The sequence below is a fragment of the Gammaproteobacteria bacterium genome, from assembly GCA_041395725.1.
Taxonomy (GTDB): Bacteria; Pseudomonadota; Gammaproteobacteria; order Pseudomonadales; family Pseudohongiellaceae; genus NORP240.
In genome coordinates this window covers 133,184-151,063 of the sequence record JAWKZW010000001.1, presented here as the reverse complement: position 1 = coordinate 151,063, position 17,880 = coordinate 133,184, and the positions used below count along the sequence as shown (strand labels likewise).

Annotated in this window: 20 protein-coding genes and 1 riboswitch; of the genes, 16 read left to right on the top strand and 4 right to left on the bottom strand. The window is 58.0% G+C overall.

Annotated features, from left to right (window positions below; translation table 11 throughout):
* Window positions 1–78: 78 nt before the first annotated feature.
* Window positions 79–1,083, bottom strand: a complete 1,005-nt coding sequence (locus R3F50_00670) for an ROK family protein (protein ID MEZ5488818.1) — start codon at window positions 1,081–1,083, stop codon at window positions 79–81.
* A gap of 179 nt (window positions 1,084–1,262) precedes the next feature.
* On the bottom strand, window positions 1,263–2,930 hold the full coding sequence (gene ettA / locus R3F50_00665; GenBank protein MEZ5488817.1) for an energy-dependent translational throttle protein EttA: 1,668 nt from the start codon (window positions 2,928–2,930) through the stop codon (window positions 1,263–1,265).
* Window positions 2,931–3,349: 419 nt separating this feature from the next.
* Between ettA and glyA the strand changes: the two genes are divergently transcribed.
* The 15 genes from glyA (at window position 3,350) to R3F50_00590 (ending at window position 14,722) form a co-directional block, all read left to right on the top strand.
* Complete coding sequence (gene glyA, locus R3F50_00660; protein ID MEZ5488816.1) at window positions 3,350–4,603, top strand: serine hydroxymethyltransferase; 1,254 nt, start codon at window positions 3,350–3,352, stop codon at window positions 4,601–4,603.
* Between the two features lie 109 nt (window positions 4,604–4,712).
* On the top strand, window positions 4,713–5,189 hold the full coding sequence (nrdR, locus tag R3F50_00655) for a transcriptional regulator NrdR (GenBank protein ID MEZ5488815.1): 477 nt from the start codon (window positions 4,713–4,715) through the stop codon (window positions 5,187–5,189).
* Between the two features lie 138 nt (window positions 5,190–5,327).
* Entirely contained in the window at window positions 5,328–6,440 is a 1,113-nt protein-coding gene (ribD, locus tag R3F50_00650) for a bifunctional diaminohydroxyphosphoribosylaminopyrimidine deaminase/5-amino-6-(5-phosphoribosylamino)uracil reductase RibD (GenBank protein ID MEZ5488814.1), read from the top strand.
* 150 nt (window positions 6,441–6,590) lie between these two features.
* A complete protein-coding gene (locus R3F50_00645) occupies window positions 6,591–7,262 on the top strand; it encodes a riboflavin synthase (GenBank protein MEZ5488813.1) in 672 nt (223 codons plus the stop codon).
* 23 nt (window positions 7,263–7,285) lie between these two features.
* Window positions 7,286–8,392 carry a bifunctional 3,4-dihydroxy-2-butanone-4-phosphate synthase/GTP cyclohydrolase II gene (gene ribBA / locus R3F50_00640; GenBank protein ID MEZ5488812.1) on the top strand — a complete coding sequence of 369 codons (1,107 nt, stop codon included), beginning with the start codon at window positions 7,286–7,288 and terminating at the stop codon, window positions 8,390–8,392.
* An 84-nt stretch (window positions 8,393–8,476) separates the two neighbouring features.
* Window positions 8,477–8,953, top strand: a complete 477-nt coding sequence (gene ribE / locus R3F50_00635) for a 6,7-dimethyl-8-ribityllumazine synthase (protein ID MEZ5488811.1) — start codon at window positions 8,477–8,479, stop codon at window positions 8,951–8,953.
* Window positions 8,954–9,177: 224 nt separating this feature from the next.
* Window positions 9,178–9,639, top strand: coding sequence for a transcription antitermination factor NusB (nusB, locus tag R3F50_00630; protein ID MEZ5488810.1), 462 nt, complete (start codon window positions 9,178–9,180; stop codon window positions 9,637–9,639).
* Between the two features lie 9 nt (window positions 9,640–9,648).
* Window positions 9,649–10,674, top strand: a complete 1,026-nt coding sequence (gene thiL, locus R3F50_00625; GenBank protein MEZ5488809.1) for a thiamine-phosphate kinase — start codon at window positions 9,649–9,651, stop codon at window positions 10,672–10,674.
* A complete protein-coding gene (locus R3F50_00620) occupies window positions 10,674–11,156 on the top strand; it encodes a phosphatidylglycerophosphatase A (GenBank protein ID MEZ5488808.1) in 483 nt (160 codons plus the stop codon). The genes thiL and R3F50_00620 overlap by 1 nt, the downstream gene beginning before the upstream one ends.
* A 73-nt stretch (window positions 11,157–11,229) precedes the next feature.
* Window positions 11,230–11,817 (top strand): GTP cyclohydrolase II, encoded by a 588-nt coding sequence (gene ribA / locus R3F50_00615; GenBank protein ID MEZ5488807.1) that lies wholly within the window; start codon window positions 11,230–11,232, stop codon window positions 11,815–11,817.
* A gap of 55 nt (window positions 11,818–11,872) precedes the next feature.
* Window positions 11,873–12,508 (top strand): histidine phosphatase family protein, encoded by a 636-nt coding sequence (locus R3F50_00610; protein MEZ5488806.1) that lies wholly within the window; start codon window positions 11,873–11,875, stop codon window positions 12,506–12,508.
* A gap of 158 nt (window positions 12,509–12,666) precedes the next feature.
* Window positions 12,667–13,152 carry a DUF6152 family protein gene (locus tag R3F50_00605; GenBank protein MEZ5488805.1) on the top strand — a complete coding sequence of 162 codons (486 nt, stop codon included), beginning with the start codon at window positions 12,667–12,669 and terminating at the stop codon, window positions 13,150–13,152.
* A gap of 76 nt (window positions 13,153–13,228) precedes the next feature.
* Window positions 13,229–13,798: an N-acetyltransferase gene (locus R3F50_00600; GenBank protein MEZ5488804.1), complete on the top strand. Its 570-nt coding sequence runs from the start codon at window positions 13,229–13,231 to the stop codon at window positions 13,796–13,798.
* 3 nt (window positions 13,799–13,801) lie between these two features.
* Entirely contained in the window at window positions 13,802–14,275 is a 474-nt protein-coding gene (locus R3F50_00595; protein MEZ5488803.1) for a GFA family protein, read from the top strand.
* Between the two features lie 54 nt (window positions 14,276–14,329).
* Window positions 14,330–14,722 carry a cytochrome c gene (locus R3F50_00590; GenBank protein MEZ5488802.1) on the top strand — a complete coding sequence of 131 codons (393 nt, stop codon included), beginning with the start codon at window positions 14,330–14,332 and terminating at the stop codon, window positions 14,720–14,722.
* Window positions 14,723–14,735: 13 nt separating this feature from the next.
* Here the strand turns inward: R3F50_00590 and R3F50_00585 are convergent, their stop codons facing one another.
* Both R3F50_00585 and cobO read right to left on the bottom strand, forming a co-directional pair.
* A complete protein-coding gene (locus R3F50_00585) occupies window positions 14,736–15,644 on the bottom strand; it encodes a cobalamin-binding protein (GenBank protein MEZ5488801.1) in 909 nt (302 codons plus the stop codon).
* Window positions 15,644–16,258, bottom strand: a complete 615-nt coding sequence (cobO, locus tag R3F50_00580; protein MEZ5488800.1) for a cob(I)yrinic acid a,c-diamide adenosyltransferase — start codon at window positions 16,256–16,258, stop codon at window positions 15,644–15,646. Before cobO ends, R3F50_00585 begins: the two co-directional genes overlap by 1 nt.
* A gap of 134 nt (window positions 16,259–16,392) precedes the next feature.
* Window positions 16,393–16,543, bottom strand: a riboswitch (cobalamin riboswitch).
* Window positions 16,544–16,760: 217 nt separating this feature from the next.
* On the opposite strand from cobO, the gene R3F50_00575 reads away from it, so the two are divergent.
* Window positions 16,761–17,780, top strand: a complete 1,020-nt coding sequence (locus R3F50_00575) for a hypothetical protein (GenBank protein ID MEZ5488799.1) — start codon at window positions 16,761–16,763, stop codon at window positions 17,778–17,780.
* The last annotated feature ends 100 nt before the right edge of the window (window positions 17,781–17,880 follow it).

Genomic DNA, 17,880 nt, shown 5'->3' with positions numbered 1-17,880 from the left:
GTGCAACGCCAGGAGCTCATGAACTTCCCGCCCTGGCGGGAATGCAGCTTGAGTGATTTCGGTGTCTACCATACTGGATTAAGTCTGTTCCCTTTCCCGCGAACTGTTCACAGGGCCTGATTGTCGGACATAACTCACGGCGCCAAGCAGTCCCGGTTGGGGATTGAGCACCCTGGCTATGGGTATACGCCGACAGTAGTCGCTGTACCGGCCCTTGTTGTCAAAGTGTTCGAGAAACAGTGCCTCATCGAACAGCTCGCCGAGGCCCTGCAGCAGTCCCCCGGAGAGATAGATGCCTCCCTTGGCTCCGAAAACCAGCGCCAGGTCGCCACAGATACTGCCGAACACTTCCGTGAACAGGCGGATTGCTGCGAGGCAGCGGGCGTCCCCGGCCAGCGCACGCTGCGAGATCTGCTCGGGCGCCAGTTGCTGAGTCTCGCCGTCAATCAGAGCCAGGCCCCGATACAGGTTTGCAAGCCCCGGGCCAGAAATCAGCCGTTCTGCCGACAGGCGCGGGAAGACCGTCCACAGGGCCGTCAGCACCTGCTGTTGCAGGCCGGACTGGGGTGCGAAGCTGATGTGCCCGCCCTCAGATTCTACCACCTGTCCGCCAGGCAGCAGTGCCGAGACTCCCAGGCCGGTTCCCGGACCGATAATGGCCCTGTTAAGGCCTGTCGATGGCGCATCCGCTGCGCGCAGCCACGCCAGGTCCGCAGCCTGAAAAACAGGAATGGCGTGGGCCTGGGCAGAGAAATCATTGAGTGTAACAACCTGGCAGTGAAACCTTTGCGCCAGCCGGGTGAGGTCTATGCGCCAGTGCAGGTTGACCAGCTCGACGGGTTCGGACTGCACGTCACCGGGCAGTGCCAGGCACAGAAATACCGGCGGGCCTTCGGCGGCACCCAGAGTCCGCAACCGTGCCTGGTAGTGCTGCAAGGCGTCGTCAAGCTGGCTGAAACGCGCACAGTCATAGACCTCAACGCACTGCAATGGTGCATCCCGGGTGTTGAGGGCGCCGAAACGGATGTGGGTACCGCCAACATCCACAATAACGGCGAAAAGGCCGTCCTGCTGCTTGTCCATGATACCGTCTGGTCCTTGCTCCGGGGGAGCTGCCCGCGAAAAATTTCTATAGCCGTTGTAGACCCAACCTTGGGAAACGCCCGGGGAGAGGCAACCTTCGATCAATTGTCGCAACCAGTTGATTTAACGCTGCGCGCGGCGCTCAGCTGGCAGGGCCCCCGCAGGCAACACCACTTTCTCTAGGCCAGCTTTTTGTACTTGATGCGGGTCGGTTGCGCGGCCTCACCGGCCCGCTTTTTGTGTTCCGCTTCGTAGTCTGAGTAGTTCCCGGCATGAAACACGACCTGGCTGTTGCCTTCGAACGCCAGGATATGGGTACAGATACGGTCCAGGAACCAACGGTCGTGGGACACGACTATCACATTGCCGGGAAAATTCAGCAATGCCTCTTCCAGGGCACGCAGGGTTTCCACATCCAGGTCGTTGGTCGGTTCGTCCAGCAGCAGTACGTTGCCGCCACTTTTCAGCAGTTTGGCCAGGTGCAGGCGGTTACGTTCCCCGCCTGACAGGTTTTTCACGTATTTCTGCTGGTCAGTTCCGCGAAAATTGAAGCGTCCCACGTAGGCGCGGGAATTGATTTCGTATTTGCCGACCTGGATGATGTCCTGGCCATCCGAGACTTCCTGCCAGACGGTCTTTTCACCGTCGAGACTGTCCCGGCTCTGATCTACATAGGCCAGGTCGACGGTGTCGCCCAGCTCGATGCTGCCATTGTCAGGTTTTTCCTGGCCCACCAGCATGCGCAGAAAGGTGGTCTTGCCGGCCCCATTACCACCGATAATGCCCACGATGCTGCCCTTGGGCACACTGAAGGAAAGATTCTCGATCAGGCTGTGGTCGCCGAACCCCTTGCTCAGATTCTTGACCTCCATGACCTTGTCGCCCAGGCGCGGTCCGGGTGGAATATAAAGCTCCTGGGTTTCGTTGCGCTGCTGAAACTCGCGGGAGTTGAGCTCCTCGAAGCGGGCCAGGCGCGCCTTGCTTTTGGACTGCCGTCCCTTCGGGTTGGTCCGGACCCACTCCAGCTCGGACTTGATGGTGCGCTGATGGGCGTCTTCCTGCTTCTGTTCCATTTCCAGGCGTTTTTCCTTGGCCTCCAGCCAGGTGCTGTAATTGCCTTCGAAAGGAATGCCGTAGCCGCGATCCAGTTCCAGGATCCAGCCGGCCACGTTGTCCAGGAAATAACGATCGTGGGTGATGGCCACTACGGTGCCGGGGAAATCATGCAGGAAGCGCTCCAGCCACGCCACGCTCTCCGCGTCCAGGTGGTTGGTCGGTTCATCCAGGAGCAGCATATCCGGATTTGACAGCAGCAGCCGGCACAGCGCCACGCGGCGTCGCTCGCCGCCCGACAGGGTGCTGACTTCGGCGTCCCATGCCGGCAGCCGCAGTGCATCGGCGGCGACTTCCAGCTTGCGCTCAACGTCCCAGCCATCGGCGGCGTCAATGGCATTCTGCAATTCGCCCTGCTTGGCCAGCAGGTCGTTCATCTCGTCATCGTCCATGGGTTCGGCGAAGCGGTCGCTGATGGCATTGAAGTCTTCCACCAGGGCCAGGGTTTCGCGCACGCCATCTTCGACGTTGCCGCGCACGTCCCGGGAGTCATCCAGTTCGGGTTCCTGGGGCAGATAACCGATTCTGATGCCCGGCTGTGGCCGGGCCTCACCAATATAATCCTTGTCGACACCGGCCATGATGCGCAACAGAGTGGACTTACCACTGCCGTTGAGGCCCAGCACCCCGATCTTGGCGCCGGGGAAGAATGACAGGGAAATGTCCTTGAGGATCTCCCGTTTGGGTGGCACGACTTTGCCGACCCGGCTCATGGTAAATACATATTGCGCCATAGCTTTTCTGGTTCCTGCAGTTTTACTGGTGGTCAAGAAGAGGTATTTTTACCCGGCAGTTAATGCTGTCGCTGGTTACAGGTGGTTCACTTCGCTGCGTGGCCGGCGACCGGGCCCTTCCAGGAGCGGTGCTGCCGGCGGAGTCGCATCCCCGGCCAAGGCTGAAACGGGCGCGTATTATGGCATAAATATGTACTGCTCGCGCGGATCCAATGCAACGGGTAGAGGAGGCTGTCAACCACCAGATTTTGTGCATTTGGGGTGCCGGTCCGCTCATCATCATGTAGAATACGCGCTTCCCGATTTTCACCACCTGGCGAACCTCTGGCTGAGCAATACAGCGGGGCCCGAAAGACTCCCGCGGTGCACTGCGATATGTATTGAGAGCTTCCCCAGCCACTGCGCCTGCGGAGACCTGAATGTTTGACAAAGAAATGACTATTGCCGGTTTTGATCCCGAACTCGATGCGGCCATGCAGGCTGAGAGTCGTCGTCAGGAGGAGCATATCGAGCTGATTGCGTCGGAAAACTACGCCAGTCCGCGGGTCATGGAAGCCCAGGGGTCGGTGCTGACCAACAAGTACGCCGAAGGCTATCCGGGCAAGCGCTATTACGGTGGCTGTGAGCACGTGGATGTGGTCGAGGAACTGGCGATCGCCAGGGCTAAAGCGCTGTTCGGGGCCGATTATGCCAATGTGCAGCCACACTCTGGTTCCCAGGCCAATGCGGCGGTGTACATGGCGCTGATGGAGCCTGGCGACACCGTGCTGGGCATGAGTCTGGCGGATGGCGGCCACCTGACCCACGGTGCCAGCGTGAGCTTTTCCGGGCGTATTTACAATGCGGTGCAATACGGCTTGAACCACGAAACCGGCGAGATCGATTACGAGCAGGTGGAGGCTCTGGCCAGGGAGCATAAGCCGAAAATGATCATGGCCGGGTTCTCTGCCTATTCCCGGATCGTGGACTGGCAACGGTTTCGGGACATCGCAGACAGCGTTGGCGCTTTTTTCGTGGTGGACATGGCCCATGTCAGCGGTCTTATCGCGGCCGGCGTGTATCCCAGTCCGGTCAACATTGCCGACGTCACTACCTCGACGACCCACAAGACCCTGCGCGGCCCCCGGGGCGGCATCATCCTGGCCAGGTCTAACCCGGAGCTGGAGAAAAAACTCAATTTTTCCGTGTTTCCGGAAAGCCAGGGTGGTCCGTTAATGCATGTGATTGCTGCCAAGGCAGTCTGCTTCAAGGAAGCCATGAGCGATGAGTTCCGCGCCTATCAGGCTCAGGTGGTAAAAAATGCCCAGGTGATGGCCAGGGGTTTTATTGACCGGGGTTATGACGTGATTTCCGGAGGAACCGACGATCACCTGTTTCTGCTCAGTCTGATCAAACAGGATGTAACCGGTAAAGATGCCGATGCGGCGCTTGGTCGCGCCAATATTACGGTCAACAAGAATGCGGTGCCGAATGATCCCCGCTCACCGTTTGTGACCAGTGGCCTGCGCATTGGTACGCCGGCTGCCACTACCCGTGGTTTCGGGGAGGCGGAATTCGCCGAGCTGACCGGGTGGATGTGCGACGTGCTGGATGACATTCACAATGATAGCCGAATTGCCGAAGTAAAGGACAAGGTCAAGGCCTTGTGTGCCCGGTTCCCGGTCTATCGCTGAGGCCGGGTCGTTCTGTCGGTGCATAACTCGGAAATCCTGGCAGCAGCAGCGCCGGGGTATGATTGGTAACGGGTGAATGCCCGAGGCCCGCGGGTCTGGAGATATAACTATGCACTGTCCGTTCTGTAATGCCGTTGATACCAAGGTGATCGATTCCCGCCTCGTTGCTGAGGGTAATCAGGTTCGTCGTCGCCGCGAGTGCCTCACCTGTAACGAACGGTTCACAACCTATGAGGCCGCCGAGCTGGTGATGCCGAGGATCATTAAGCAGAATGGTGAGCGTGAACCCTTCGACGAAGAAAAACTGCATTCGGGTCTGATCAAGGCGCTGGAAAAAAGACCGGTCAGTATAGAAAAAGTTGATGAGGCGATAAGCCGTATCAAGAACAAGTTGCGCGCAACGGGTGAGCGTGAGATCCAATCCCGCCTGGTCGGCGAAGAGGTGATGCTGGAGTTGCGTAACCTCGACGAAGTGGCCTATGTACGCTTCGCTTCTGTTTACAAGAGTTTCAAGTCTCTCGATGAATTCACCCGCGAGATCGACGAACTGACTCGCTCAAGTGACACCAGCGGCAGGAAATCCTAGCCCGGTGGGCTGAACAAAAGTAAGGTCCAGGCGTAGCGTTTATGTTGATGTTCTTTTTCACTTCCTACAGGCGAGCCGGTATTGCAATCCACTGAGTCTGCCAGGCTGGGGGTCGATGTTATCGATTACCCGCTGCACATGCTTCATGCGCTGCAACTTGCCGGGCGGGCATTGACGACTACGCCCAATCCACGGGTCGGCTGTGTGGTGGTTGCTGCCCAGGGGGATAACCGCGTGATCGGCGAAGGCTGGCATCAGCGCGCAGGCGCCGCCCACGCGGAGATCAATGCGCTAGCCATGGCCGGCGACCGTGCCCGGGGCAGTACCGTGTTTGTCACGCTGGAGCCCTGCGCTCACCATGGTAAGACACCGCCCTGTGTCGATGCGCTGGTGGATGCGGCAGTGAAGACCGTGGTTATTGCCACACTGGACCCGTTTCCGGAAGTGTCGGGCCGCGGGGTCGAGCATCTCGAGGCCGCCGGCATCGAAGTAATCCACCTGACCGATTTCGAGGCCCGGGCCAGAGCGGTCAATGCCGGTTACTTCAAGCGTTTTACCCAGGGCTTGCCCTTCGTCCGCTGTAAGCTGGCGATGAGTCTGGACGGCCGGACCGCGGCGGCCAATGGGGAGAGTAAATGGATTACCGGCCCCGAGGCCCGTGCCGATGTGCAACGGCTGCGGGCGGGCAGTTGCGCCATCCTCACCGGAGTCAACACGGTGCTGCAGGATGATCCGTCGCTGACTGTCAGGCCCGGGGAGCTGGTTCTGCCCGCATCGCAACGGCAGGACGCGGGGATGTCCCTGTCCCGTCAGCCGCGCCGGGTAATCATGGATTCCAGGTTACGAACCCCGGTCGGTGCGAAAATTTTCCAGCAACCAGGCGCCACAACCCTTTTTACCCTGGCTGAGGAGCCCGTGAACTATCCCGGCGACACCGGGGTGATAGTCACTGTGCCGACCGATGACAGTGGCGGCAGAGTCGACCCTGCGACTGTGCTAGAATTGCTCGCCTCCAGATTTGCCGTCAATGAGGTGTTGCTGGAGGCGGGTCCGACCCTCAGTGGTGCCTTCGTTCAGGCCGGACTGGTGGATGAGCTGGTTATCTACATTGCCGGGAAGCTGCTGGGCGATAACGGCATGCCTCTGATGGAACTGCCAGGGTTGCGCTCGATGGCTGATCAGATCGAACTGGTGATTGAAAGCGTGAGCCGGGTCGGTGACGACAGCCGTATTGTCGCCACTTTCAAGTGACCTGCAAGTGATCAGGCCGACAACCAACCAGATGAACAGGCAGTCGCGCGGGCACAGCGGGGCAGGGGTGCTCTGGACCTGTCTGGCCACCGCCCCGTCAGAGGTATGGAAACCCGCCCGGAACGGCTTGCTCAAGCACATTGAGAACGTATGTTTACAGGAATAATAGAGGCCATTGGCAGGATCGCTGAATTGCGTCAGCGGGACAACGAATGGCGGATCAGCATAGACAGCGGAACACTGGATCTGTCGGATGTTAAATTGGGTGACAGTATCGCGGTAAGCGGTGCCTGTCTGACCGTGGTCGCATTAAGTCCGCGAGGATTTCAGGCTGATGTTTCCAATGAAACGATGGGCCTGACCAACCTAGGTCTGCTGGAGCAGGGCTCGGCGGTAAACCTGGAAAAGGCACTGACCCCGTCCAGCCGACTGGGCGGCCACCTGGTCAGCGGCCATGTGGACGGCGTCGGCGAACTGGCAACCCTTGAACCGGATGGCAAGAGCTGGCGCCTGGAATTCAAGGTACCCGACGGGCTGGCGCGTTACATTGCCACCAAGGGCTCCATTTGCATCGACGGTACCAGCCTTACCGTCAACGAGGTGAAAGGGGCCAGGTTTACGGTCAACATTATTCCCCACACCCAACAGGAGACCGTCATCCAGCACTACCGCCCGGGTACGCGGGTGAATCTGGAAGTCGACCTGGTCAGCCGTTATCTGGAGCGGCTGCTGCTGGGTGATGCGGCCGCCGATCCGGAGCAGTCGTCGTCGACACTGACCCGGGAATTTCTTGGCAGGCATGGATTTGGGGGCGGGCGTTAGCAGTCGCCGGTGAGAAGGGATTTATGGAACTGAATACAACGGAAGAACTGATCGAGGAAATTCGCCTGGGGAGAATGGTCGTCCTGCTGGACGATGAGGACCGCGAAAATGAAGGCGATCTGGTCATTGCAGCCGAACGGGTGCGCACCGAGGACATCAACTTCATGGCAACGAATGCCAGGGGGCTGATCTGCCTGACTCTCACCCAGGAGCGTTGTGAATACCTCAGGCTGCCGCTGATGGTGGACGCCAACCGCACGCCGTTCAACACCAACTTCACGGTCTCCATCGAGGCGGCTCAGGGAGTCACCACCGGTATTTCGGCGGCCGATCGTGCGCGGACAATTCAGATGGCGGTAGCCCGTGACTCCAGGCCGGAGGACATCGTGCAGCCTGGTCACATTTTTCCTATTATGGCCCAGCCCGGCGGAGTCCTGCGGCGGGCCGGTCATACTGAGGCCGGCTGCGATCTGGCCCGCCTGGCAGGTTACAGCCCGGCGGCCGCCATTGTGGAGATCATGAATGATGACGGCACCATGGCGAGGCGTCCGGACCTGGAAAAATTCGCCGAAAAACATCAGTTAAAGATCGGCACCATCACCGACCTGATACACTACCGGATCGCCAATGAAACAACGGTGACCCGGCAGGAAACCCATGACCTGCCAACGGAGTTCGGGGTATTTCAGCTGCACACCTATCATGACTCCATTACCGGTTCCACCCACCTGGCGTTTACCCGGGGTGAGATAGTCGCTGAAGATCCGGTCCTGGTCAGAGTGCATATTCCCAATACCCTGCGTGATCTGTGCCAGGCGTTCAATGCGTCCGGGACCAGCTGGTCCTTCAGCAAGGCGCTGGAAAGTATTGCCAAAGAAGGCACCGGGGTGGCGGTGTTGTTGTCGGGTGACGACTACCCCGAGGACGTAAACAGCACTCTGTCCGCCATGCTGGATAATGAACGGCGGCCCGGCACCGGAACCCGTGCGGGTACGGACCTGACGATCGGGACCGGATCACAGATCCTGCGCGACCTGGGTGTGGGTAAAATGCGCCTGCTGAGTTACCCGGCCCGCTTCGCTATTTCAGGGTTCGATCTGGAAGTTGTAGAATTCGTACCTTTCGAATAACAGCATGGGCGGCTCGCCAGCAGGGCGTGGCAAAGACGAAAATACCTATCGGAATCAAGGCAGGGAACGGGAGAGGCAGATCAGATGGCAAACATTAAAACGATCGAAGGGGATTTCAGCATCGGCTCGGCAAATTTTGCCCTGGTGGTGTCCCGCTTTAACAGCTTTATCGTCGATCACCTGGTTGCCGGAGCCATTGACGCGCTTACCAGGCATGGGGTGATGGAAAAGGACATTACCATCGTCAAAGCTCCCGGCGCCTATGAATTGCCGCTGATCACCAAGCAGGTGATCGGGACGGGGAAGTTTGATGCGGTAATAGCCCTCGGCGCGGTTATCCGCGGCGGTACACCACACTTTGAGTACGTAGCCGGGGAATGCGTCAAGGGACTCAGTCAGGTAAGCCTCGAAAGTGGCGTGCCGGTGGCCTTTGGAGTGTTGACGGTCGATACCATCGAGCAGGCCATTGAACGGGCCGGAACAAAGGCCGGTAATAAGGGCGCTGAGGCGGCTCTGTCGGCGCTCGAAACGCTGAGCGTCGGCCGCAAACTGCAGGCCTGATCGATACCGGAAATGCGGCTTTCTCTGCTGTAATGCAGTTTGGCCGGGGCTCGCGAATCTCTGGGCTACCGTGTGGTTTCCCAGGCATTTATTCCAGACAACCAGATTCCCGATAGGCGTGGAATTTGCTTCGATAGTGTCGGCGCAGGGCGAGCTTCTGTAACTCCCGGCGCGCGGGCATGACATTCCAGAACGATTCCCTAGTGGAACAGGTTATTCTCAACATGCAACAACCCCGTCATAAGGCAACCCCCGGCATTGCACAAAGGCGCAAGGCCCGCAGGCTGATAATGCAGGCCCTCTATCAATGGCAGTTAAATGGTGGTGAGCTGACCGAAATCGAAGCACAGTTCCGGAGCGAGTTCATTGGCAAAACCGACTGGGACTATTTTCACGAGGTGTTTACGGCGATTCCCGGGCAGGCAGCTGAACTTCAGGGGTTATTGGTGCCGTACCTTGATCGTGACTTCAAGGCCCTGGACCCGGTCGAAAAAGCCATCCTGTGGATTGGTGCTTTCGAGTTGAAGTACCGCATCGAAATTCCCTACCGAGTGGTCATTAATGAAAGCATTGAACTGGCCAAGTCGTTCGGTGCCACCGAAAGTCACAAGTATATAAACGGCATTCTTGATAAGTTGGTGAAGGACCTGCGGCCCCGGGAGAAGCGCGGATCAGTCGGGGATTAAAGCATTTTCATGTCGCAACGGGAATTTGACATCATCAACAGGTATTTCCGCGATTCGGGTCTGGGATTTGCGGCCGACGGCGTTGATCTGGGTATCGGCGATGATTGCGCTCTGCTGCGTGTAGGTGCGGATAACCAGTTGGCGGTTTCCATGGATCTGTTGCAGGAGGGCGTGCACTTCCCTGCCGCCGCCGACCCCCAGTTGCTCGGGCAGCGCGCCCTGGCGGTTAATCTGAGCGACCTGGCCGCAGTGGGGGCCGAGCCGCTGTGCTTTACTCTGGGTCTCAGTCTGCCTGAGCCGGACCAGGCCTGGTTGGCAGGTTTCAGCAAAGGGCTTGCGCTCATGGCCAAAAAGTTTCGCTGTCCGCTCGTGGGCGGGGATCTGATCCAGGGCGTACGCCAGGTGGCAATTCAGGTTCACGGTCTCCTGCCCGTCGGGCAGGCTCTGCGTCGGTCCGGCGCGAAACCGGGACACCTGGTGTATGTTACCGGTACCCTGGGTGACGCGGCAGCTGCCCTGGCACTGCTTGAGAGGCGTGACAGTGCCGACACCGGTAATGCAGCATACTGGCCATTCCAGAAAGCCAGGTTGAGTGGCAAACAGCGGGATCACTTTCTGCAGGCCTTTTATGCGCCGACACCCAGAGTACAGGTGGGCATGGCACTTAGAGGGTTGGTCAGCGCGGCTATCGATATTTCCGATGGACTGTTGAGCGATCTGGGGCACATCGTGGAACTCGGCCAGGCAGGTGCGGAGATCGATGTTGTGCAGCTGCCGTTTTCCAGGTTCATGCAGGATACTGTCAAGGACGATGAGCGGTTATCTCTGGCGCTGGGTGGCGGAGATGACTATGAGCTTTGCCTTACTGTCGCCCCGGAGCATTGCGGTGCCGTGGAAAAAGCCGTGGCGGCCCTGGGGGTCCGTTTGACCCGCATCGGTGAGATTGTGACGGGCGAGGGCGTACAGTGCCTGGACAGTCATGGTGAACCGGTTATTATCACCCATACCGGTTACAGCCACTTCGGCAAGGAGTGATGATGCAGACTGGAATAAACATCTGGCGCAATCCGTTGCATGTGCTGGCATATGGTTTTGGCAGCGGTCTTGCCCCCTGGGCCCCGGGAACCTGCGGTACAGTCGTGGCTGTGCTGCTTTATCTGCTGTTTCCGCCCATGCACTGGACGGTTTACCTGCTCATGCTGCTGGTGACATTTCTGGCGGGAATCTGGATCTGTGGCAGAACCAGCAAAGATTTTGGCGTGCATGATCCGGGCGGAATCGTCTGGGATGAATTTGTAGGCTATTGGGCCACCATGTTTCTGGCACCGACAGGCTGGCAGTGGGTCATTGGCGGCTTCATCCTTTTCCGCCTGCTGGACATCCTTAAACCCTGGCCCATCAAGTGGGCTGACAGCCGCGTCAAGGGCGGCCTGGGGATCATGCTGGATGACCTGATAGCGGGTATAATGGGCGCGCTCTGTCTACAGGCAGTGGTCCTGTTAACCGCTTCCACCTAGGCAGGAAAGACTGGCCGGTACCCGTAAACGGGGCCGGGCACACTGACTTATCGCAACTTATCGGGAAATGCAATTGACTATTAAACATGTCGCCTCGGCGAAACTCCCGACGCAGTGGGGGATTTTCACAATCCATGGCTTCGAGGATACCGCGACAGGCAAGGAACACGTGGCTCTGGCCATGGGCGATACAGGTTCGGGAGACCCTCTGCTGACCCGCATTCATTCGGAGTGTCTTACCGGTGACTGCCTGTTCAGCCAGCGCTGCGATTGTGGCCCGCAACTGCAGTTCGCTATCGAAAGCGTGGCAGCCGAGGGACGAGGCCTGATTCTTTACCTGCGCCAGGAGGGGCGGGGTATCGGTCTGCTCAACAAGCTGAAAGCCTACGAGTTGCAGGATTCCGGTGCGGATACAGTGGAGGCCAATGAACAGCTTGGCTTTGAGGCGGACAGTCGGGAATACCTGATCTGCCAGCCCATGCTGGACTATTTCAAAGTTCGCAGTGTGCGCCTGCTGACTAATAATCCCCGCAAGGTTGACGCGCTGGCTGAGATGGGCATTGAAGTAGCAGAGCGCCTGCCCATACACGTGGGTATCAATTCCCATAACGAAAGTTACCTGGCTGTAAAGATCGACAAGCTGGGACACCTGGAAAAGTAGCGCCATCGGTATCATCGTCGACATACTCCGGCACGGGCAGCCTGAAGGCGGCGAAGTGCTGCGTGGCAGGGTGGATCACTGCCTGGCAGAAGAGGGCTGGCGGCAGATGTGGCAGGCCACCGGTCTTGACCTCGGAGTGCCAGCAGCAGTAAGCAACAAGCCAACGGGAAAAGCCCGCCAGCTTAAAAGAATTAACAGTACAGAATCACCCCGCTGGGACGAGATCGTCACCTCGCCGCTGCAACGTTGCCGCCGCTTTGCGGAGCAGCTTGCCGCCAGCTTCGACCTGCCGGTTACCGTGGACCCTGCCTGGCAGGAAATTGACTACGGTGTCTGGGACGGCATGCCCCTGACTGAGTGGCGAAAAGCCGCAATGCCTCAATTCGAGTCATTCCGCCACGACATCGCCGCCCTCCATCCGCCTGGCGGAGAGGCATTTATCCGTTTTCGGGATCGTATCCTCGGCGCCTGGCAGCAGATCCTTCAGCGTCCGGATGGAGCGCGCGTGCTGTTGATCACCCACGGTGGTGTCATGCGGGTCGTGTTGCCCACGGTGCTGGGCATGCCGCTGAACCACACAGGAGTGCTGGAGATTCCGTTTGCCTGCCTCAGCAGAGTGGCAGTACACGGTCCGGCGGATGATCGAAAGAGTCGGCTGGTGGGCCATAATATCGGACTTACCTCGGACTGACAGGCATGCCACAAAGGGTTCACATTCGCCGAACCGGGGGCTAAACTCCTCCTTAGATAGAGAAAGGAACACCTGGCCAGAGGCGCCAGAGGTACCGTGCTGGCAGCCTGCAGTCTAAGGAAAGCAGTCTAAGGAAAGATGAAGCGAGGAGGGGAGTGATGCAATCAATACGCTACCTGCTGTTTACCTGCCTGATGACAGGGGGCAGCCTTGGTTACGCCGATCACGATCTACAGGATGATGTCCATTTCGACACCCTGCTCCAGTTCGGCGGCACCATCACCGGGTTGGAATGGGCTGAGCCGCACGTTCTGATCCGTATCACAGGCAATCCTGACTTACAGAATTCTCCACAATTTCTGGTGGAAATAGACTCGTCCTCGGAACTTGCGGCAAGGGGCCTTGGGATGTCAGATTTCGAAGTGCTGAGCCAGATCAGCATTATCGGGTATACGGCCAGAAGCGGCTCCAGCCTGCGTGAAAAGCGTATTCATGGACTCTATCTGGCACTTTCACCGAGGCACTATGTTTTAGTCAATGAACGTCTGTTTAATCTTTTACCGACTGTCGAGGGACACAATGTGATCATCGATGACAGTGGTAGCACCTCCGTGTTCGGGGAGCCAGAGCGATTACATGATTAATCAGAGGTTCTTCAGAGCAACCTGGTAAAGGCGGACCCCTTTCGAAAAAGCGGTTGAAAGTTTAAAGGAACTAAAGATGGTGCTGCAGCCGGTTTTTACTGAATTAGGACTGACCCAGCGTCAATTGCGGGATTCTGACCGGGGAAAAATCCACGCTTTGTTCGTCAGGACATTTACCGATTCCGAGGGACCGTCAGAGGGTGAACTCATAGGGCGGTTGGTACGCAAACTCATGGATGCAGGTGACTCGCAGGATGTCCGCTGTTTTGTTGCGTTACTTGGCCACGAAGTAATTGGCAGTATCTTTTTTTCGAGGCTGTGGTCCGAATCATCCACAGAGTCTTTTCTGCTTTCTCCCGTGGCAGTTGATACGGCGCATCAGGGCCAGGGGGTAGGGCAGAAGCTTATTCGCTATGGTATTGACCAATTGCGAGAGGAGGGTGTTCAGCGGGTTTTCACCTATGGAGATCCCAGGTTCTACTCCCGGGTCGGTTTTGAACATATTCCCGACGAGATTGCGAAAGCGCCGTTCAAATTAACTTATCCAGAGGCCTGGCTGGTTCAATCACTTGCTGAGCGGGGAGGCGAGCCTCAAAAGGGTCCCTTGCATTGTGTCGAGGCATTCAGAAATCCTCATCTCTGGTGAGGAATGAGTGCTCTTTTCACAAGACAGGTCACAAGACAAGGTGTTAACTGGCAAAGCGGGCGTGGGCCCGGGGTTGGTTTTATGACAGTTCGTGGGGAATGCTTCTGTGGCAATATAAAGTACGCTGTCAAGGGAGCGCTTCGCGATGCCAGATCCTGTCATTGCTCCCGGTGCAGAAAAGCCTTCAGTTCTCAGGCATCGGCCTATGCAGAAGTTGATTCGGGTGACTTTCAATGGCTCCAGGGGGAAGACTTGCTCAGTACCTATCAGTCCCAGGCGGAATTCGGGTTGCAGTTTTGTAGCGTTTGCGGGTCTACCTTGTGCGGGCTCTTCCAGGGGAAAGTGCACGGAATAACGCTGGGATGCCTGGTGGACGATCCGCAAATCGAGATTGGCAGACATCTCTATGTGGGTTCGAAAGCGGCCTGGGAAGTGATTCCTCAAGAGGTTACGCAATACGAGGAAGACGTTGGGTAACGGCCTGCCAGGCCACAGCGCGGAATAATTTATACCAATAGAAAGGAAAAGTAGATGTTAACGAATTTCAGACATGGGTTAGTGGTATTACTGGTGCCACTGTTTTTATCTGGCCCGGCAGCCTATGGCCAGCAGAAGACCGTGAAAGATGGCATCTTCACCGCCGAGCAGGTGGCGGCAGGGCAGGTCGTTTACGACGAGAGTTGCGGAACCTGCCACGATATGAAGTTCTATGCCGACATCTGGGAATATTGGCAGGATAAGCCTCTGCTGGACTTCTGGTTCACCATTGTCGCGGAAATGCCGGCGGAAAATCCGGGAGTGCTTCGGGACTCGGAGTACACCGACATTGTCGCGTATATTCTCTCCAACCGGGGCTACCCGTCTGGAGATACGCCGCTGGACAGGAATAACGGCATGGACAGCATCAGTATTGTGGCGCCTTGAAAGCAGGCCGCGCTCAGCGAGCCCTGTCTATCTGCTCGCACATACGGGAGACCCCTTGTAAGGCTCTTGGAGTATGGCGTTGTACCAGGTCCGGCGGAATGAAGTACAACCGCCCCTGCGCTACTGCCTCCAGTTGCGGCCAGGCCAGCCAGGCATCCAGCCATTCAGGGCGTGCTATATCCATGCCACTGGCAATAATCACCTGGGGGTTGCGCACCAGTACAGCTTCGGTGCTGACCTTGGGGGCCATCAGATTGAGGTCGGCGAAGATATTGCTGCCACCGCAAAGGGTAATCATGTCGTTGATCAGTTCGTCCCCTCCCGCGGTGATCAGCGGCTGGTCCCAGACCTGGTAGAAAACCCGCACTGTGGATTTGGCAGAATATTCGGTCCGTAACCTGTTCAAGGTGTCGTCGAAGTTTTCGATAACCGGCCGGGCCAGGTCGAGAGTGCCGGCAAGGGTTGCCATTCTTTCCAGGTGCAGGGGGATACTGTCCAGTTCCCGCGGCTCGGCCACGTAGACACTCAGACCCAGACGCTTCAGCCTTTCTACCGCAGCCGCCGGGTTGCCGGACTTCCAGGAGACTACCAGGTCCGGCTGCAGGGCGACTATGGCTTCCAGATCCAGCAGGTCATGCCTGCCAACCACGGGCAGTGCGGCGGCCTGGGCGGGATAGTCGCTGTACTCCACGACCCCAACGATACGATCGCCGGCGCCTGCCGCAAAAAGCATTTCCGTCAGAGAGGGTGCCAGGCTGATAATGCGGGTGGCCGGCTGCTCCAGTATTACCCGGTTGCCGTCGTCGTCCATCACCTCCAGGTCTTTCCCCTCCGATCCTGTTCCCTGGAGCGGGAGGAGGCCGCCGAGAAAGCCTGCTGCCAGGCAGATCAGCCTGCGACCTGCCGTTTCTGGAACGAACATTAATAATCGATCCCTTTCTGTACCTTGATGCCATCGTTGAAGGCATGCTTGGTGTCGTTGATTTCGCTTACCGTGTCGGCCATTTCGATCAGTTCTTTGCTGGCATTACGCCCCGTGATAATGACATGCTGGTCGGCAGGTCTTGCTGCCAGTGCATCCAGCACTCTCTGTTTGTCCAGGTAGCCATAGGTCAGCATATAAGTCAGTTCATCCAGCAACACCACATCGATGGTTCCGTCGCGCAGCAGTTTTTCCGCCTGTTCCCAGGTTCGCTCCGCGGCTGCGATATCAGCCTCGCGGTCCTGGGTTTCCCAGGTAAACCCCGTGGCCATGACATGAAACTCCACCAGAGGATGATCCTTGAACAACAGGTGTTCGCCGCATTCCCAGGTACCTTTGATGAACTGTACGACACCGCAACGCAGTCCGTGTCCGACGCTGCGGGCGACCATGCCGAAACCGGAAGAGCTTTTTCCTTTGCCGTTGCCGGTCAGTACCACCAGCAGTCCTTTATCGATAGTGGCTTTGGCGATCTGGCTGTCCACGTGCTCTTTCTTGCGCTGCATGGCCTTTTTATGGCGTGCCGAACGTTCGGCCGAAGTCTGGTTGCTCATGGTGAAATCCACTGGTTTGCCACGGCGGATACCGCGGTGCTGGGAAGAACAGGAAAAGAGGTCAGGGCGCCATTGTCAGGCACGCTGAGAGGCTGGGATAACATCGATAGAGCCCTCCGCTCGATGCGCTACTTCTGTGGATACAGTCGCCGGTCTGGTATCGGACTCAGGGTCAGCCGGAACTGAAGATTCCGGCCGCCTTTACCGTTGCGGGGGCAGTGCCGGATTTGCACCGGCTTCCCAGACTGACTCGACTCCTGGGGCGACCGCGCAAATAGAGAGTGGCGGCCACCGGTGTCTGTCAGATCGGGCAAGTCTAGCGGTACGCAGCGGTGAGGTCAAAATTCCTGGCTGCTTTCAGCATCCTGAAGGTCTGGTCGAGTCAGGCGAGCCTGCCGGACTCTGCTGTCCCCGGTCACTCACCCGTCCTTTCGGCGGATTGTACTGCAAGAGCGAATCGGGTAATGTGTAGCGGCTCAATCACCCTGAATTCGGAGGCGTCATGACCAAATCAAGAACGCTGAATCTCACCCTGGGCGTTATAGCCCTGAGTAGCTCACTTTCTCAACTCGCTTCGGCCGCGGAGCAATACACCGTGCCGCGCACCGAGTGGGGACAGCCGGATCTGCAAGGCGTGTGGAATTTTTCTTCCGATGTACCCATGCAGCGGCCTGCCCAGTATGGCGAGCGACAGTTCCTCACCGAACAGGAAGTCGCAGAGATTCGCGCCCGCCAGGCGGCCCGTGATGCGGCCACCGACTCGGCGCTGGCCATCGGTGGGGTGGACGAATCCTACAATGACTTCTGGGTGGAGAACGCCGGTATCGGCGACATTGTGCGGACTTCGCACATTGTCTATCCCCTGAACGGCCGGTTACCTGATCTGGTGGCCGGCGCAATCGCGGATCAGGGTGTTTACGGGGGCGATACCACCGGGGAGTCACGCCCGGTGCGCATCGGGGCCGGCGGTATCGGCACCGAGGGTCCGGAAGACCGTGGTCTGTCTGAACGTTGCCTGGTGGGTTTCAACGCGGGCCCGCCTTTCGTACCCAGCCTCTATAACAACAACGTACAACTGTTTCAGAGTGCAGACCATGCCGTTATTCTCACTGAAATGATTCACGATGCCCGTATAGTGCCACTGTACGACAGTCCGGCGGATTTTCCCGAATTGGACGATGACCTGACTTTCTGGACCGGTGATTCCAAAGGGTACTGGGACGGGGATGCCCTTGTCGTAGTGACCCGCAACTTCAATGGCCTGGCGGCCAGTTTCGGCTCAGCCGGAACGTCGGCTGATAAGGTCCTGACGGAACGCTTTACGCGGGTTGCCTATGACACGGTTAACTATGAGTGGACGATCGAGGACCCTGCTACCTGGACTGACAGCATTTCCGCCATTGTGCCCATGACCAAAGTGGCCGGGCAGATATACGAATACGCCTGCCATGAAGGTAACTACGGTATGGTGAATATCCTGCGGGGAGCCCGAGTGCAGGAACAGTTGGACGCCTCCGAGTAACCCGCCAGGCCGCCCGTCGACACCTGCCGGAAAATCCCTCCCGTTGACTTTAGCGGCGCCGGCGAGGTTATCTGTCAGGGTTATAAGGTTTACTTCAGAT

Coding starts and splice junctions, on each gene's coding strand:
- R3F50_00670 (MEZ5488818.1), bottom strand. CDS start 1,083: ATGGACAAGCAGCAGGACGGCCTTTTCGCCGTTATTGTGGATGTTGGC.
- ettA (MEZ5488817.1), bottom strand. CDS start 2,930: ATGGCGCAATATGTATTTACCATGAGCCGGGTCGGCAAAGTCGTGCCA.
- glyA (MEZ5488816.1), top strand. CDS start 3,350: ATGTTTGACAAAGAAATGACTATTGCCGGTTTTGATCCCGAACTCGAT.
- nrdR (MEZ5488815.1), top strand. CDS start 4,713: ATGCACTGTCCGTTCTGTAATGCCGTTGATACCAAGGTGATCGATTCC.
- ribD (MEZ5488814.1), top strand. CDS start 5,328: ATGCTTCATGCGCTGCAACTTGCCGGGCGGGCATTGACGACTACGCCC.
- R3F50_00645 (MEZ5488813.1), top strand. CDS start 6,591: ATGTTTACAGGAATAATAGAGGCCATTGGCAGGATCGCTGAATTGCGT.
- ribBA (MEZ5488812.1), top strand. CDS start 7,286: ATGGAACTGAATACAACGGAAGAACTGATCGAGGAAATTCGCCTGGGG.
- ribE (MEZ5488811.1), top strand. CDS start 8,477: ATGGCAAACATTAAAACGATCGAAGGGGATTTCAGCATCGGCTCGGCA.
- nusB (MEZ5488810.1), top strand. CDS start 9,178: ATGCAACAACCCCGTCATAAGGCAACCCCCGGCATTGCACAAAGGCGC.
- thiL (MEZ5488809.1), top strand. CDS start 9,649: ATGTCGCAACGGGAATTTGACATCATCAACAGGTATTTCCGCGATTCG.
- R3F50_00620 (MEZ5488808.1), top strand. CDS start 10,674: ATGATGCAGACTGGAATAAACATCTGGCGCAATCCGTTGCATGTGCTG.
- R3F50_00605 (MEZ5488805.1), top strand. CDS start 12,667: ATGCAATCAATACGCTACCTGCTGTTTACCTGCCTGATGACAGGGGGC.
- R3F50_00600 (MEZ5488804.1), top strand. CDS start 13,229: ATGGTGCTGCAGCCGGTTTTTACTGAATTAGGACTGACCCAGCGTCAA.
- R3F50_00595 (MEZ5488803.1), top strand. CDS start 13,802: ATGAGTGCTCTTTTCACAAGACAGGTCACAAGACAAGGTGTTAACTGG.
- R3F50_00590 (MEZ5488802.1), top strand. CDS start 14,330: ATGTTAACGAATTTCAGACATGGGTTAGTGGTATTACTGGTGCCACTG.
- R3F50_00585 (MEZ5488801.1), bottom strand. CDS start 15,644: ATGTTCGTTCCAGAAACGGCAGGTCGCAGGCTGATCTGCCTGGCAGCA.
- cobO (MEZ5488800.1), bottom strand. CDS start 16,258: ATGAGCAACCAGACTTCGGCCGAACGTTCGGCACGCCATAAAAAGGCC.
- R3F50_00575 (MEZ5488799.1), top strand. CDS start 16,761: ATGACCAAATCAAGAACGCTGAATCTCACCCTGGGCGTTATAGCCCTG.